This is a genomic window from Gemmatimonadaceae bacterium (genome assembly GCA_019752115.1).
Lineage (GTDB): Bacteria > Gemmatimonadota > Gemmatimonadetes > Gemmatimonadales > Gemmatimonadaceae > Gemmatimonas.
The window spans coordinates 1-14,957 of sequence record JAIEMN010000053.1; the positions used below are offsets into that span (position 1 = coordinate 1).

Below are 14,957 nucleotides of genomic sequence, written 5' to 3' on the forward strand. Positions count from 1 at the left end.
CGACCAATCCCTTTGTCTCGTGCCATGCTCCCAATCTCTCAAAGCGGGGAGCCTCCATCAAACCCGGGGCGCTTCAGGCCGTGTGGAACCAGGTACAGCCGCTGTCACGCGCCAATCGCACGGACGAAGCTCGCGCACTGCTCGCCGGCACAGGTCGGGCGCTCTTCGATCAAGCCTCCCTTGAACTCGATTCGCTGGTCGACCTGAATCGGAAGGGAGGGCAAGACGCGAGCGCATACGGCGACGTGGTCTATGCCAACAGCCGCTGGACGCTGATCGCGATCATCGTCGGCAGCGTGCTGCTGGGACTTGTCATGGCCGTGTTGGTCGCCCGGATGATTGCTCGCCCGGTCACTGCCCTGACAACCGCCTCACAAGCACTCGCGCGGGGTGAGCTCGACATTACCGTTGATGTCGCCAGCCGCGATGAAATCGGCGATCTGGCGCGGTCGTTCACGGACATGGTGCACGCGCAGCAGCGCATGGCGCAGGGCGCGGCCGCGATCAGCGCCGGCGATCTGTCGGTACAGATGCAGGCGCGGAGCGACAAGGATACCCTCGGCCAGGCGTTCATTGCGCTCCGCTCGGCCATTCACGGGATGATCAGCGAGACCAGCGCCCTGGTCATTGCGGCGAAGGCTGGCCGCCTCAACACGCGCGGCGAGGCGACGAAGTTCACCGGTGCCTATCGCGAACTCGTGCAGGGGATCAACGACACGCTCGACGCGGTGGTGCAGCCGATCACGGAAGCGTCCAGCGTGTTGGAGAAGATCGCGGCGCGAAATCTCACCGTTCGCATGAACGGCGATTATGCCGGCGACTTCGCCCTGATCAAGCACAGCATCAATACCGCCGCAGATACGCTCAACCAGGCAATGCTGCAGGTGAACCTCGCCGCCGAGCAGGTCGCATCGGCTGGCGAGCAGATCGCCTCCGGCAGTCAGGCACTGGCCCAAGGCTCGTCGGAGCAGGCCGCGGCGCTGGAGCAGATCTCCGGCAGCCTTCAGGAGATGACGTCGTCCACCGTGCAGACGGCGCATAGCGCCCGGGACGCGCGGGCGCTGGCCGAGAGCACGCGCGACTCCGTCGCGCAGGGAACCGCGAGCATGGAGCGGTTGACCGACGCGATCGACAAGATCAAGCAGTCCAGCGACCAGACCGCCCGCATCGTCAAGACCATTGATGAAATCGCGTTCCAGACGAACCTGCTCGCCCTGAACGCCGCGGTGGAAGCCGCGCGTGCCGGCGATGCCGGAAAGGGGTTTGCGGTCGTGGCCGAGGAGGTCCGGAGCCTTGCCATCCGCAGCGCCGAAGCGGCCAAGAATACGACGGCCCTCATCGAGGATTCCGTGTCCAACACGCAACGGGGCGTCGCGCTCAACAGCGAGGTCCTGCAGCGCCTGCACGAGATCAACCATCAGGTACGCCAGGTCAACGAGGCCGTGTCGCATATCGCGAGCGCCGGCGAGCAGCAGAGTGAGGGCGTGCGCCAGATCAACCGCGCCGTCACCGAGCTCAACGAGGTCACGCAACAGGTCGCAGCCAATGCCGAGGAGTCGGCGAGCGCATCCGAGGAGCTGGCGGGCCAATCGGGGCAGCTCCGGGCAATGGTCGCCGAGTTCGAGATTACGAATACCTCGCCGGGCAGCACGGCCCGGCTTGCCGCCTCAGCGGCGCGCGGCGGCAAGGCGCAGGCGACCACACCGCCGCGACGTATGGCGGCTTCGAGTGGGCGCGCCGCGCGCGGCGACCGCCTGCCCGTGATGGCCGCGTCCGGACGCCGTGCAGATGTCTTCGCCTCCACCCAGGTCACCGGCGGGGACCAGACAGATGACGCCGGATTGGCGGACTTCTGACGAGGGCGGACCGCCGTGACTCGCTGACCGGCTACGGCTGCGAGCGCGGCGGTCGCAGGGGATACACGAGCTGCCGGCCGAATCCATCCGGCACCGGATGGCCCTCAATGCCATACCCGCTCGGCCACTGGCCGTCGGGGCCATAGTAGGTCCCAAAGAAGCGATCGATCCAGGGAAAGTGCACGGCGAAGTTGCGATCGATCGCTTCGTGTTCAATCGCGTGATGCCAGTGGTGGAAGCGCGGCGTGACGACGCACGCTTCGACCCAGCGCGGAAAGCGCCACGACACGTTGGCGTGAATGAACACCGCGTGGACCGAGACAAAGACGAGGTACGCGTAGAGCGGGCCGGTGTCGAAACCGAGCACGAACAGCGGCACGAACGTGATGCCGCGAGTGAGGACGACATCGAGCACGTGCAACCGAGAGCCCGCAATCCAGTCCATGCTGGTCGAGGAATGGTGCACGGCATGAAAGGGCCACAGCCACCGCGTGGTGTGAAAGATCCGATGCACCGTGTATTCGGCGAGGTCGGCCACGATGGCGCATTCGAGAAACTGCAGCGCGCCCGGCTGTGACCGTATGGCGCCCTGAACGGCGGGATGCACCGCCCATGCGAAGAGCACCTGCGATGGCATGAGCGTGAGCAGCGTGGAGAGCTGCACCAGCAGATGGCTCACGAAGAAGTAGAGCACATCCGTGGTCCACTGGGGCCGAAAGACCGACTGCGGGCGCAGCGGCCAGAGGCGCTCGAGCGGGATGAACAGCACCGCGAGCAGCAGGATGTTGAGGAGAAACCAATCGAGCCCGAGATACACGGGCACCTTGGGCACCGCGCCATCCACCGGAATGTTGCCCCCTCCGGCGAGCCCCGCGATCAGCGCGCAGCCCATGCCGGTCAGGCCGAGCACTTTTCGCTGGCGCAAGAGGGCGCTGATCAGTCCGAAGAGAAAGGCGAGACCGATGACCACCTGCAGCAGCGTGCGAACGGCGGGCATTGGCAACATGGCCCGCACGTCGGGGCTCGTCAGCAGCGCCGGCCAGTAGAAGCACGCGACCGCGCCGATTGAGAGCGCCCCCAGAAAGACCGAGACCGTACCGCTCAACCAGCCGGAGCCGATGGCGGTCGACTCATTGTCGTCGAAGAGCCGTGCGACCTGATCGTCGAGTGTCATGCGGAAGGGGGGCTGAAGCAAGACAACCCACGAAGATCGCGATGATCTTCGTGGGTTGTCCCGAACCTCGAACGCTGTCCTGCGAAGCCGACTACTCGTGGGCGGGCAGCGGTTCCATCGTCTTCACGTCCACCGGGACCTGCACTTCGTCGCGGTAGGGCGTCGTCATCATGAACACGCGCATCTTCGGGAAGGCATCCATGAAGCTGAAGTAGCAGAACGCCCAGAGACCGATGAAGCCGATCGTGGTACCGATCTCCTGGAGCCCGAACGGGAGGCTGGTGGCCTCACCGTAGATGCTCGGGTAGATCTCGATGTAGCGGTGGAGGTACACGCCGATCAGGCTGCAGATCGCGAAGAGCACGAACGTCGGCAGATACATCTTGGCGGCCTTCGAGATCAGGCCGAAGAACGGCAGCACGAAGCCGAAGATCGGGATGAGCTGCGTGACCGGCTTCCACACGCCCGAGAGCCGCAGGCGATAGAAGTGCGTTTCTTCCGGCATGTTGCCGTACCAGATCACCAGGTACTGCGAGAAGCTGATGTAGCCGACGAACGCCGTGAAGGCGAAGCCGAGCTTGCCCAGGTCCCACAGCTGGTCCATGGTCGCCACGTCCTTCATGTCGAGCTGATTGCGCCACCACATGGTGAGGAGCGACAGCAGCATGACCATGTTGACCCACCCGGTCATGAAGACAATCCAGGCGTACATCGTCTGCTGGAAGTGCAGCGAGATGCTCATGGAGTAGTCCCACGCCATGAAGCACCAGCCGATCACGAACGCCATGCACACCGCGACGGCGAGCTTCCCCTGCGTGGAGTGCTGGTTGTGCAGCTCGCGACGCTCATCGCCCGACCAGGCGGCGCGCATCTTGGCGCGCAGCCCCGCCGCCCACTTGGCGCCGCCTTCCGGCAACACCGCCACATCCATCTTGACGGAGTTCCAGACGAACAGGCCCTGCAGGATCGTGATGGCGCCGAAGAAGAAGAGGCCACGCAGCACGAAGAAGCCGTTGCTGAGGTAGGTGGCCTTCTCCGCCGACGGGATCGCCTCACGGCCGCGGAAGGTGTAGATGTGATCGCCGCTGAAGAGCAGCATGGCGACCAGGATGATGAACGCCACCGGCACGAAGGCGTAGAAGCCCTCGGCGAAGCGGACGATCGGACGCGACCAGCGCGCCGTCACGATGCGCTGGACCGACGCGAACGCGGCGCCAGCGGTGGAGATGACGGCGAAGTACGTCCAGTTGTACTGGAGCGCCTGCCAGGCGCGATCGGGGTTCGAGAAGAGCCCCATGATGAACACGCCGAGACCGACAAGGGCAGCGATGAGGGCGGCGGTCTTGATGCCGCCCGGCACCGTCTTGCCCTGCAGGCGCTTGGCGAATTCCTCGCGCGACGGGTAGTGGTAGTGCTGGCTCACTCGTGCTTCTCCTTGCTCTCAGCGCCACCCTTGGCTTCGTGCGACGAGCCATGGAGTTCGCGCATCTTGTCGCGCTCGTTGAGCCCCTTGAAGGTGCCGGAATTGATGTTCGGCGACCCCGGGGTGGGCTGCTGCGTGGGCTTGAGGTACGGGGCCGGCTTGGTCGGCGCGGTGAGCGTCGGCCCCGGCACCGTGGTGCCGTTCTGGCCCGGGTACCCGATGAGCGTCGTGTCGGCCGTGCCCTTCTGCAGCGCGCGCACGTAGTTCACGACATCCCAGCGATCGTGCTCTTCGATGCGGTTGTAGCTCGGCATGACGCCGCGGCCATTGCGCATCACGCCCCAGATGTAGCCGTCGGAGCGACCCTTCGCCGACTCCGTCATCAGGCTCGGCGCGAAGCCGTAGGCCGGATTGACCTTCTTCAGGCCACCGTTGGCATCACCCGCCGCGCCGTGGCAGACGGCGCAGTTGATCTGGTAGTACTTCTTGCCATTCGCGAGCGACGCCTCCGAGCTGGGCGTCGGGTTCGGGATCGGCGTGAAGGAGTCGATGACCGTGGGGAGCGGCTGATAGCCGATCTGCCAGGCCGCCACCGTGACGCCCTGAATGGGCACACTGTACTTCGGCTGCCCGCGCGGCGGCGTGGTGGAGTCGGCATCGCTCTGCGACACCGGTTCCCACGGCTCGATCGAAGGCTGGCGCTTGAAGTCGGTGAACCACGAGCAGGCGCCGAAGGCGACCGGCAGCGTGACCACCGCCGCCGCGCGCAGGGCGCGGGACACGGCAGGCATCATGACAGAAGTGGATGCAGGCTTACGCTTCACGCCGCACCTCCTCCGCGCCGTGCTGGCGCAGGAGTTCCTCGGCCTTCGACGCGGTGTTCGCGTCGCAGGCGACGAAGACGCCGAAGTGCCCGGCGGAGAAGCGGTCGTCGTACCCGGTCGTGCTGGTGAGACGCGGGACGCGCGAGTTGATGAACATGCCGGCCACCGTGGAGAGGGCGCCGACGAGCACCATCACCTCGAAGCCGATGATCGTGTACGGGATCCAGGAGGCGATCGCCTTGCCGCCGGTGACCAGCGGCCAGTAGTTCGACGACCACACCGCGACCCAGTAGCCGAAGCTCACGCCGAGGAGACCGCCGATGAGCGTGAAGCGGCGGACCACGCTGACGGGCGCCGCGATGGCATCCTCCAGCTCATGGCGGATGGTGGGCGAGTACACCGTGACATCGCCCAACCGCTTCTTCTTGAGGTCCTCGATCGCCTCAACGGTCGTGTCGAGGTGATGGAATACACCGAGTACACCTTGCATCAGTCGTTCTCCCCCGGCGTTTCGATCCCGTACGGCATGTGGTGGCCGGCCGTATCCACGCCATGCCCATGATGCGCGTGCTTGGTGCGTGGGATGACGATTTCCTTGAGCTCCATGATGGCCATCACGGGCATCTGCTTCACGAAGAGCAGGAACCACATGAAGAACCAGCCGAACGAGCCAACGAGGAACGCCATGTCAATCCAGCTGGGCGTGTAGCTGCCCCACTGCCACGGCTCGAACTCGTGGGAGAGCGACGGCACCACGATGACGAAGCGCTCGAACCACATGCCGAGGTTGATGAACAGCGACAGGACGAACAGCCACGTCGGATTGCGGCGGAGCTTCTGCGACCAGAGCGACATGGGCAGCGCCATGTTGCACAGGAGCATGATCCACGCGGCCCACCACCACTGGCCGAACACGCGGTTCCAGAAGAACTCCTGCTCCGGACGGACACCGCTGTACCAGGCGATGAAGAACTCAATCAGGTACGCGCAGCCGACCACCATCGAGGTGAAGAGCACGACCTTGGCCGTGGCGTCGAGGTGGTTGAGCGTGATGTAGTGCTCGAGCTTGAACCACTTCCGCATCGGGATCGCGATGGTCCACACCATGGCGAAGCCGGAGAAGATGGCGCCGGCGACGAAGTACGGCGGGAAGATCGAGGCGTGCCAGCCCGGCGTGAGCGCCATGGCGAAGTCGAAGCTAACGACCGAGTGCACGGAGAGCACGAGCGGCGTCGAGAAGGCGGCGAGGAACAGGTACGCCTTCGCGAAGTGACGCCATTCGCGATCGCTGTTGCGCCAGCCGAGCGAGAGGATGCTGTAGATCCGCTTGCGCGTCGGGTTGGTCTCCTTGTCGCGGAGCACCGCGAAGTCGGGGATCAAGCCGATGAACAAGAACGTCGTGGAGATCGTGAGGTACGTCGAGATGGCAAAGACGTCCCACACGAGCGGCGACTTGAAGTTCGGGAACAGCAGACGCCAGTTCGGATACGGGAGCAACCAGAAGAACTTCCACGGGCGCCCGATGTGAATGATCGGGAACAGACCGGCCGTCATAACCGCGAACACCGTCATCGCCTCAGCGGCGCGGTAGATCGAGGTACGGAAGCCGGCGCGGAAGAGGTACAGAATCGCCGAGATGAGCGTACCGGCGTGGCCGATACCGACCCAGAAAACGAACGTGATGATGTAGTTACCCCACATCACCGGCGGTTCGTAACCGGCCTGACCCAGCCCCCAATAGATCTGGTACATCCAGGCCGAGGCGCCGCAGAGCATCGCGATGACCGCGATGCTCAGGCCCAGGAACCACTTCTTGGTAAAGCCGAGCGTCGCGATGATATCGCGATCGACCTGCTCGTAATCACGGACTGCCGGAAGCTGGACGTCGGCCGACGCGATGTTCGGCCCACGGATCCCCTCCCGCACCGGATGTGCGACGGATGCCATGCGCGCTGTCCTCAGGCCTTCGCCGGTGCAGCCGGCGCCGGATAGTTGACCTTCTTGAGATAGACCACGGCCGTGTACGTGTTCAGCTCCTCGAACACGTGGTAGGCGCGGCGGTCATAGGCGAGCTTTGCGACCGTCCAGTTCTCGTCGGCCGCGTCACCGAAGACGATGGCGCGCGACGGACAGGCCTGCGCGCAGGCTGTCGTGAACTCGTCGGCATTGACCTCACGCCCTTCGGCGCGCGCACGGTGCTCGGCTTCACGGATGCGCTGCACGCAGAACGTACACTTCTCCATGACGCCCTTGCCACGCACGGTGACGTCGGGATTGAGCGACCAGTGCATCGGCTCCGGCCACGCGTACTGGCGGCGGGCCGGCTCACCGTAGCCGAACCAGTTGAAGTAGCGGACCTTGTACGGGCAGTTGTTGCTGCAGTAGCGCGTGCCGACGCAGCGGTTGTAGACCTGCACGTTGAGGCCGTCCGGCGAGTGATACGTGGCGTACACGGGGCACACCGGCTCGCAGGGCGCGTTGCCGCAATGCTGACACATCATCGGCACGAAGCGCGTGTCGAAGTCGGGCGAGAACTCGTTCTCCGTGTTCTCGTTGCCTTCGTAGTAGCGCTCGAGGCGGAGCCACGACATTTCGCGGCCCTTGATGATGTTCGCACCCGGACGCTCATCCCACTGCGTGGGGCTGAGGGCGCGACCCTGGTACGGGGCGCCAACCGTCGGGATGTTGTTCTCGCTGTAGCAGGCCGTGACGCAGGCCGAGCACCCGGTGCAGCGCGCGAGGTCGATGGTCATCGCCCAGCGGCGCTTCTCCATCTTCTGCACGTGGTCGGGGGCGTACATGCCCTTGTCCTTCGCTTCCGGGTTCGCGAACTCACCCTGCGCGTCGGCGGCCACCGGCGACTTGAGGCCCGTCTGGAAGTCCTGCGACGGCAGGCCCGGAATCGCGTGCTCGTGCTCTTCCTCTTCCTTTTCAGTGCCGAGGAGCACCCCGATCGGAATCGCCTGACCGATACCGCGGCCGTGCTGACGCGCCGAGCCTTCGGTCGTGACCAGCGGCGAGCTGTCTTCGCTCACCGTGACCTTGCCCTTGAGGCCACCGAGGATGAGACCACCCGCCGCATCGAATCCAGCCGGCACGAGGTCGTACGCGTTCACGCCGATGTTCTGCGCGAAGCGGCCGTACGCCGTGTGACCCTGGCCGAGCGACACCGCGACCGTGTCCGGACGCACGCCCATGTAGATGTAGGCCGGCGCGGTGATCTTGCCCGCCGCCGTCTCCACCGTGAGGTGCGTGCCTTCCTTGATACCGAGCTTCTTGGCGGTCGACGGGTGCACTTCCACCCACGACTGCCAGCAGATCTTCGTGACGGGATCCGGGAGTTCCTGGAGCCACGGCTTGTTCGCGCCCGTGCCGTCGCCCAGCGTGGGGCTGAACGAGACGTGGACGAAGAAGTCGCCCTGACCGGCGGGCGCCGGCGCCGCGGTGGCGCTCAGCGTGCGGGCCGTGGTGGCCATGAGCGGCGCGCCGCTCACGGTGGCCTGCGTCAGCGCCTTGGCATATGCCGCGCCGCCGCCCGGGAACTTGCTGATGTACCAGGTGCGGTAGTCGGCGACGTTGTACTTCGCCGCCAGCGCCTGATCCTTCTTGGCCAGCTCGATGAGCACATCGGTCGTGGCCTTCGTATCGAACACCGGCTCAAGCGTCGGCTGCTGCAGGCCGAGCTGGCCGCTCGTCGTCACCGCGTCACCCCAGCTCTCGAGCCAGTGGTTGTCGGGGAGGACGAGGTCGCAGAGCTGCGACGTTTCGTCGGGGACCTGCGAGAAGGAAACCTTGAAGCCGACCTTCGCAAACGCCGCCGCGAAGCCCGCCGACTTGGGCATCGTGTGCGCCGGGTTGGCGCCGCGCACGAACGCGAGGGGCACGCTGCCGGCGCCCATCTTCTGCACCGCCGCCGCCAGATCGGCGTACGACGACAGGCCGTTGTACCCCTGATGGCCCGCCGCCGGCTTGATCGTGGTGCCGACCGAGCCCGCCTTCTTGTTGATGTCGGCCACCATCACGCCGCACTCCACGGCGTCGGCGCCGGTCACGCCACAGATCGCCATCACCCCCGAACCCGCGGCCTTGATCGCGGCGGCCAGCGCCTCGATCGTGGCGGCCGGCACGCCCGACGCATCGGACGCCGTCTTCGCGTCGCCCGTGCCGTTCAGGAAGTTGCAGATGGCCATCTCGCTGCCCGGCTTCGCCGCGATCCACTGATCGGCGTTGAGACCGGTGAGCGAGCGCCGCGCACCGACATAGACCAGACGCGGCGCGGTGTCGTACTTGGAGCGCGCATCGGCCCAGTCGAGCTGCTGCGGCACGCCATGGCCCCAGCCATCGAGGAAGTCGGCGCCGAAGCTCACGACGAGCTTGGCCGCGCCAAAGTCGAGGGCGGGCCAGGCGGCGCCGTACGCCTTCTGGTTGGCGGCGATGGTCGCGAGCGGCGCGGTGCTGTCGACGCTGAGCGCCGCCGGCATGCCCTGCGCGCCAAGCCACGCATCGAGGAAGCCCGGGAACGTGCCGCTCTCGTGCTGATTCACGAACACGACGTTGCCGGCCTGCCCCTTGCTCTTCACCTCGCCCAGCTTCTGCGCGAGCAACCCGAGCGCCTTTTCCCACGTCGTGGGCTTGAGGGCATTGCCCTCGCGCACCATCGGCGAGCGATAGCGATCGGGATTGTAGAGCCCCTGCACCGCCGACAGACCGGTCGCGCAGATGGCGCCACGGTTCATCGGATGCTCAGGATTGCCTTCGAGCTTGATGGGGCGACCATCGCGGACTTCGGCGAGCACGCCGCAGCCGGTGGCGCATTCACGGCAGGTGGTCGCGTAGTACTGCGACACGCCGGGCACGGTGTTGTCCGGCGACGCGACGTACGGAATGAGCTTCCCCACCTTTTCGGAGGAGCAGCCCACCACGGCCGTCGTGGCGCCCGTGGCGCCGAGGATCTTGAGGAATTCGCGGCGCTTGACGCCGGTCCCCGCTTCTGTGCTCATCGTGATGGAGGGTCGATGATCAGTAGTGGCAGACGGCGCAGTCATAACGCGCCTTCTTCGCGGGCATCGCTTCGAGCTCGGGCGTGACCTTCTGGCCCGCGAGACGCGCCCCTTCGGCCGGCTTGTAGCCGTTCACGTGACAGTTGATGCACCAGCCCATGTTGAGCGAGTTCACCTGCTGCACGGGCACGTAGTTCGTGTCCGGCCCCTGCGCGCCCTGCTCCTGGATCTTGCCATGGCACGTCTGGCAGGTCACCCCGGCATTGACGTGGCGCATGTGCGGGAACTGGACGTAGTCCGGCACCTTGTGGACGCGATTCCACGGAATCGGCAGTCCCTTGTTGTAGTACTCGGCCACCTTCTTGATCTGGGCCGACTGGCCCTTCACGATGAGGTGACAGCCCATGCACGTCGAAACCGACGCGTTGCCCGGATCAGGGGACTTATTGGCGGCGCTGTGGCAGTAGAGGCAGTTCATGCCTGCCTTCGCCACGTGAGGCGCATGGACGAACTTGACGGGCTGCTCGACGCGCGCACCCTGCGACGTCGACGCACCGCTGTACGCCGACAGGAGACCTGCCGCCGCCGCGAGTGCAAGGAACCCGGGGATCACCGTCCACTTCTTCTTGACCGTCATCGACTTGGGGGCCGGGAAGGCGTGAGGGGCCGTGCTGTACGGCGACACACGCGATGCGAGGGGCATCGTGAGGGGCGAAACGCCCGAGGTGCGCCATACTCAGTCCCATACCCGGTGGAACGAGCGGTCTCAGCCTCGTAAGTCGCTGTCAACGCGTTTTTTGCAAGCGCGAAGTATCGCCAGCCCCGAATTTGTACGCAAGTGCAACTAGTACAACGTCCTTGGTACTGTCACGGACCTTCGCGCCCAGAGCAAGAACGGACAGAAAGTCCTGTGGTTCCCGGCAAATTTTTGCGGGGGGTCAGCGCGTCGCCGGCGCGGCCGCCTGCGCCACCGCGGCAATCGACCGCCCATCGGCGAAGGGCAGCGGATCGCTCGTGAGATCGGCCGGGAGCAGATCGACCAGCGCGCGGGCCTGCTGGGTGAGACGGAGCGGCCACCAGCTGCTCCACGCCAGCCGCTCGGCGCCCACCGTGCGGAGCAGGTGCGCGAAGTGGTCTTCGGGCGGGCCCCAGAGCCAGTGCCAGTCATACCAGACCCGCGCCTGCTCGGCGGTCGTCAGCCCCCAGTGGATCTCCTCCAGCAGTTCTCGGCCCGCGCCGGCGACGACCAGATGGCAGCGGGACTCCGGCAGGCGCGCGAGATGCCGAACCACGGCCGCGGTCAGGTCGCCGGCCGTATCGAGGTGATGACGCTGGCGCAGATCCTCAAAGCGCACCGTGAGATGCAATACGATGCCGGCCTCGCCGCAGGCGTAGGCCAGGTCGCTCAGGGCGCCGGCACCGCCAAGGCCCCAGAGCGTCGGGTAGGCGCGGATGACCGGCGCCCCCTCGTCCCGGGCCGTGGCCAGCATCGGCTGCCAGCGCGGCCAGTCCGGACGCACCATGGGGGCCGGTTGCAGCCACGCCCGGTGCGGCGCGAGCGCCTGGTACAACGTCCGGTTGGACGGCACCGGATCGCGATGGAACGCGCCCGGCAGATGGCCAACCCATCCCCCGCCAAAGCCTTCGCGGTCGAGCACCCGCACGAGGACCTCAGGATCCGGATGCGGGATGTCGCGGAACGGATAGCCGCCGATCCAGGTGGTCACATCCACCGGACGCGGATCTCGGCTCGTGGCGCTCGCGCTGGTCATGCCGCGACCTCCGCGAACGGCATGCGGAGTGCCGCGTCGAACGTTCCTGCCGGAAAGATCCGCACGGCATTGCGCCACCGCATGTCAGCGATCTCGTCGGCCGATGCACCGGTGTACGCGAGCGCGCGCAGTTTGGTGAGCCCGGTGCACAGGGTGAGATCCGAGGCCCAAAGGAGTCGCGACGCGCCGACCCAGCGTAGTGCTTCGTCGATCATGCCCCGATCGATCCCGCTGCCGGAGAGATCCATGACGATGTTCGGGTGCTCGAGGACCGCCGGATTGGTGTGGGCCCAATCGCCCCCACCGCCGATGTGCGCGAGGATGAACGTGACCGTCGGGTGGCGGGCCGCGAGACGCGCGAGCTCCACACCATCCGAGGCATCCTGATTGCCCCAGTCCCGGCGGCGATGCTGCCAGATGTGCTGGAGCACGGGCACGCCGTATTGCGCCGCGGCGGCGCCGATGTCATCGAGCAGTGCATCGTCGGCCCGACGGCCGGCGGCGAGTTTGATTCCCACCGCGCCTCGCGCCATGCCGCGCGCGATTTCGGCCAGCGCATGGGCAGTGAAGTTGGGATTCACCGCCACAAAGGCCTTCACCCGTGGCGCGGCCGCCTCCACCAGATCGTATAGAAAGTCGTTGGCGCGCGTCTGATCGGCCGGCGACGCGAAGTAGGTCGGCGACGTGTGCCCCCACGAGCCCAGAATGGAGGCGACGTGACACCGGATGCCGATCCGGGCGCCATCGGTGAGCCGCGACGCGTTGTACCGCGCCCAATCGGCCCGGTTGGTGTACGGCGTGTGGAAGTGTGCATGCGGATCGATCAGCGGATCGGGACCGCCCAGCAGCACGGGAGGCGTCGGGAGCTCGGTCATCTGGTTCACCCGGTAATCAGCGGACCCGGCGCGGGCCGGGCCGGAGCGCGTTCATGATGGCGGGCATGGCACGCGCCACCTCATCGAGTGCCGCCTCGTCGTGCGCGACGGCACCGAACTGATAGGCACCGCGCTTGAGCAGTACCCCGTGATGCGCCGCGGCGGCGACGAGGGCGTCGAGTTGCTCCTCCACGTCGGCGACGAGCCGCCACATCATCGGCGGTCCATCCACCCGCACACCGACCCACGGCGCATCGACCAGCGACGCGCCGATGATCTCCTGCAGGCGACTGCCGGCCATGGCCATCTGCTGGCAGACATCGGTGCGGGTGTGCCAGTCGAGCACCGCCTGTGCCGCGGCCAATCCGGTGCTTTCAGTGGCGGCCGTCGAGGAGATCCAGGTCTCGGTCGCCGCCCGCATCACCTCGCGCCGACCACAGACCGCCGCGAGCGGATACCCGTTCGCGAACGCCTTGCCAATGGTCGTGAGATCGGGCGCAATGTCGTGATACACCTGGACGCCACCGGACCGTACGCGAAAGGCGGTCTTGATCTCATCGAAGATCAAGACCGCGCCCACGCGGTCGGCCAACCGACGCGCGGCGGTGAGCCAGGCATGGCTCGCGATATCGTGCACCAGCGGTTCAAGGATGATCGCGGCCGGCGCGGGCCCCTGCTCCACGGCCTGTTCGAGCGCCAGCAGATCGTCGAACGGGGTCCACGTGATGAGCGCCCGGTCCGCCGCCGGGACGCCGCGCGCGTCGCTGCACCAGTCGAGCCATCCGAAGTAGCCACTCGCGACGACCCGTTCGCGCCCGGTGAGCGTTCGGGCGATGCGCACCGCCGCCGCAGTCGCCTCGGCGCCGGTGCGCAGAAACCGGACCTGTTCCGCACTCGGCATCACCGCCTGCAACCGCTCCGCCACGTCCACCTCGAGGCGATGCGGCAGTGCCGACACGTTCCCGGCCTGCGCGGCAGCAACCACGGCGCGCGTCACCAGCGGATCGGCATACCCGATCCCGACGGCCCCCAGCGCCATCCCGCAATCGATGAAGCGCCGCCCATCGGGCGTCTCGAGCGTGCACCCCTGCGCCCGTTCAAAGTGCGTGGGTACGGCACCGTCGTTGGCCCGCGTGCCGTACAGCGCATCCGGGCGCTTGCTACCGGTGGAACTGCCACCGGGAATATGCTGGGCGGCGCGGGCGCGCCACTCGGCGGTCATGCGGTCGCTACTCGCTCGCCGGCGTGCCCGTGGGCGCCGCCTGCAGCGCGCGCTCCACGGCAAGGCGGCTCTCGCGCTCGATCGTGCGCAACACCTCGATGGACGCGGTGCGCAGGATGAGCAGTTCGCGCTGATCGGGCTGCGCGCGGAAGACGAGCGAGCGCATGGTGCGCATGATCAGTTCTTCGTTGCGCGTCTTGAAGTAGGCGATCGCGTCGAGCGCCTGGCGCATGTCCTCGAACGTCCGTTCGAACATCTCCTTGGTGGGCGCGCCCTTGTCGTGGCGCGGCTTCTGCAGGCGCCGCGTGGCGTCGCCAGCGAGGAGATGCAACTCGTACAGGGCCAGCAGGCAGGCCTGGGCCACGTTGAGCGAGAAGTGCTCGGTCGTGGGAATCGTGGCGACGGCGTGGCACCGATCGATCGCTTCGTTCGGCAGCCCGTGATCTTCCCGGCCGAACATGATGGCCACGCGCCCTTCGGGCGCATGGTCGAGCAGCTCCACAGCGGCGGACCGTGGGGTATGCCGCGCCCAGCGCGTGGCCTGCGGGCGCCCGGAGAAACCCACCACGTACACGCAATCGGCGATGGCGTCGTCGATCGTCTCGAAATGCTGAATGCGCTCGGCAAGATCGCGCGTGTCGTGCGCGATCTGCTCGATGCGATTGGGATCGTACGGACAGGGACGGATGAGCCGCAGATCGCGGACGCCCATGTTCTTCATCGCGCGGACGACGCCGCCGATGTTGATGGGGTCCTGCGACTCATATAGCACGACCGTGACCTGATGCAAAAGACTCTCGGACATGGCCGG

Annotated in this window: 11 protein-coding genes and 1 pseudogene; 1 reads left to right on the forward strand and 11 read right to left on the reverse strand. The window is 66.5% G+C overall.

The genetic code is table 11. The features are described from left to right. A partial coding sequence (locus tag K2R93_19380) for a HAMP domain-containing protein (GenBank protein MBY0492013.1) occupies nt 1-1,856 on the forward strand: 1,856 nt, incomplete at its 5' end. A gap of 31 nt (nt 1,857-1,887) precedes the next feature. Here the strand turns inward: K2R93_19380 and K2R93_19385 are convergent. The 11 genes and pseudogenes from K2R93_19385 to K2R93_19435 form a co-directional block, all read right to left on the reverse strand. Next, the gene (locus K2R93_19385; protein ID MBY0492014.1) at nt 1,888-3,030 is read right to left on the reverse strand and encodes a sterol desaturase family protein; all 1,143 of its coding nucleotides are present in this window, start codon (nt 3,028-3,030) and stop codon (nt 1,888-1,890) included. A 91-nt stretch (nt 3,031-3,121) separates the two neighbouring features. Then, on the reverse strand, nt 3,122-4,453 hold the full coding sequence (locus tag K2R93_19390) for a hypothetical protein (GenBank protein MBY0492015.1): 1,332 nt from the start codon (nt 4,451-4,453) through the stop codon (nt 3,122-3,124). Continuing rightward, entirely contained in the window at nt 4,450-5,247 is a 798-nt protein-coding gene (locus K2R93_19395) for a cytochrome c (protein ID MBY0492016.1), read from the reverse strand. The genes K2R93_19390 and K2R93_19395 overlap by 4 nt, the downstream gene beginning before the upstream one ends. Nucleotides 5,248-5,266: 19 nt before the next feature. Continuing rightward, a complete protein-coding gene (locus tag K2R93_19400; GenBank protein MBY0492017.1) occupies nt 5,267-5,767 on the reverse strand; it encodes a DUF3341 domain-containing protein in 501 nt (166 codons plus the stop codon). A gap of 62 nt (nt 5,768-5,829) precedes the next feature. After that, a pseudogene (nrfD, locus tag K2R93_19405) lies at nt 5,830-7,224 on the reverse strand (polysulfide reductase NrfD). Nucleotides 7,225-7,235: 11 nt separating this feature from the next. Next, entirely contained in the window at nt 7,236-10,277 is a 3,042-nt protein-coding gene (locus K2R93_19410) for a 4Fe-4S dicluster domain-containing protein (protein MBY0492018.1), read from the reverse strand. A gap of 19 nt (nt 10,278-10,296) precedes the next feature. After that, on the reverse strand, nt 10,297-10,980 hold the full coding sequence (locus tag K2R93_19415) for a cytochrome c family protein (GenBank protein ID MBY0492019.1): 684 nt from the start codon (nt 10,978-10,980) through the stop codon (nt 10,297-10,299). 235 nt (nt 10,981-11,215) lie between these two features. After that, nucleotides 11,216-12,049, reverse strand: coding sequence for a hypothetical protein (locus tag K2R93_19420; protein MBY0492020.1), 834 nt, complete (start codon nt 12,047-12,049; stop codon nt 11,216-11,218). Beyond that, complete coding sequence (locus tag K2R93_19425) at nt 12,046-12,924, reverse strand: amidohydrolase (protein ID MBY0492021.1); 879 nt, start codon at nt 12,922-12,924, stop codon at nt 12,046-12,048. The genes K2R93_19420 and K2R93_19425 overlap by 4 nt, the downstream gene beginning before the upstream one ends. A 16-nt stretch (nt 12,925-12,940) precedes the next feature. Then, on the reverse strand, nt 12,941-14,146 hold the full coding sequence (locus K2R93_19430) for an aminotransferase class III-fold pyridoxal phosphate-dependent enzyme (GenBank protein MBY0492022.1): 1,206 nt from the start codon (nt 14,144-14,146) through the stop codon (nt 12,941-12,943). A 7-nt stretch (nt 14,147-14,153) separates the two neighbouring features. Then, nucleotides 14,154-14,951, reverse strand: coding sequence for an RNA methyltransferase (locus K2R93_19435; protein MBY0492023.1), 798 nt, complete (start codon nt 14,949-14,951; stop codon nt 14,154-14,156). Nucleotides 14,952-14,957: the final 6 nt, after the last annotated feature.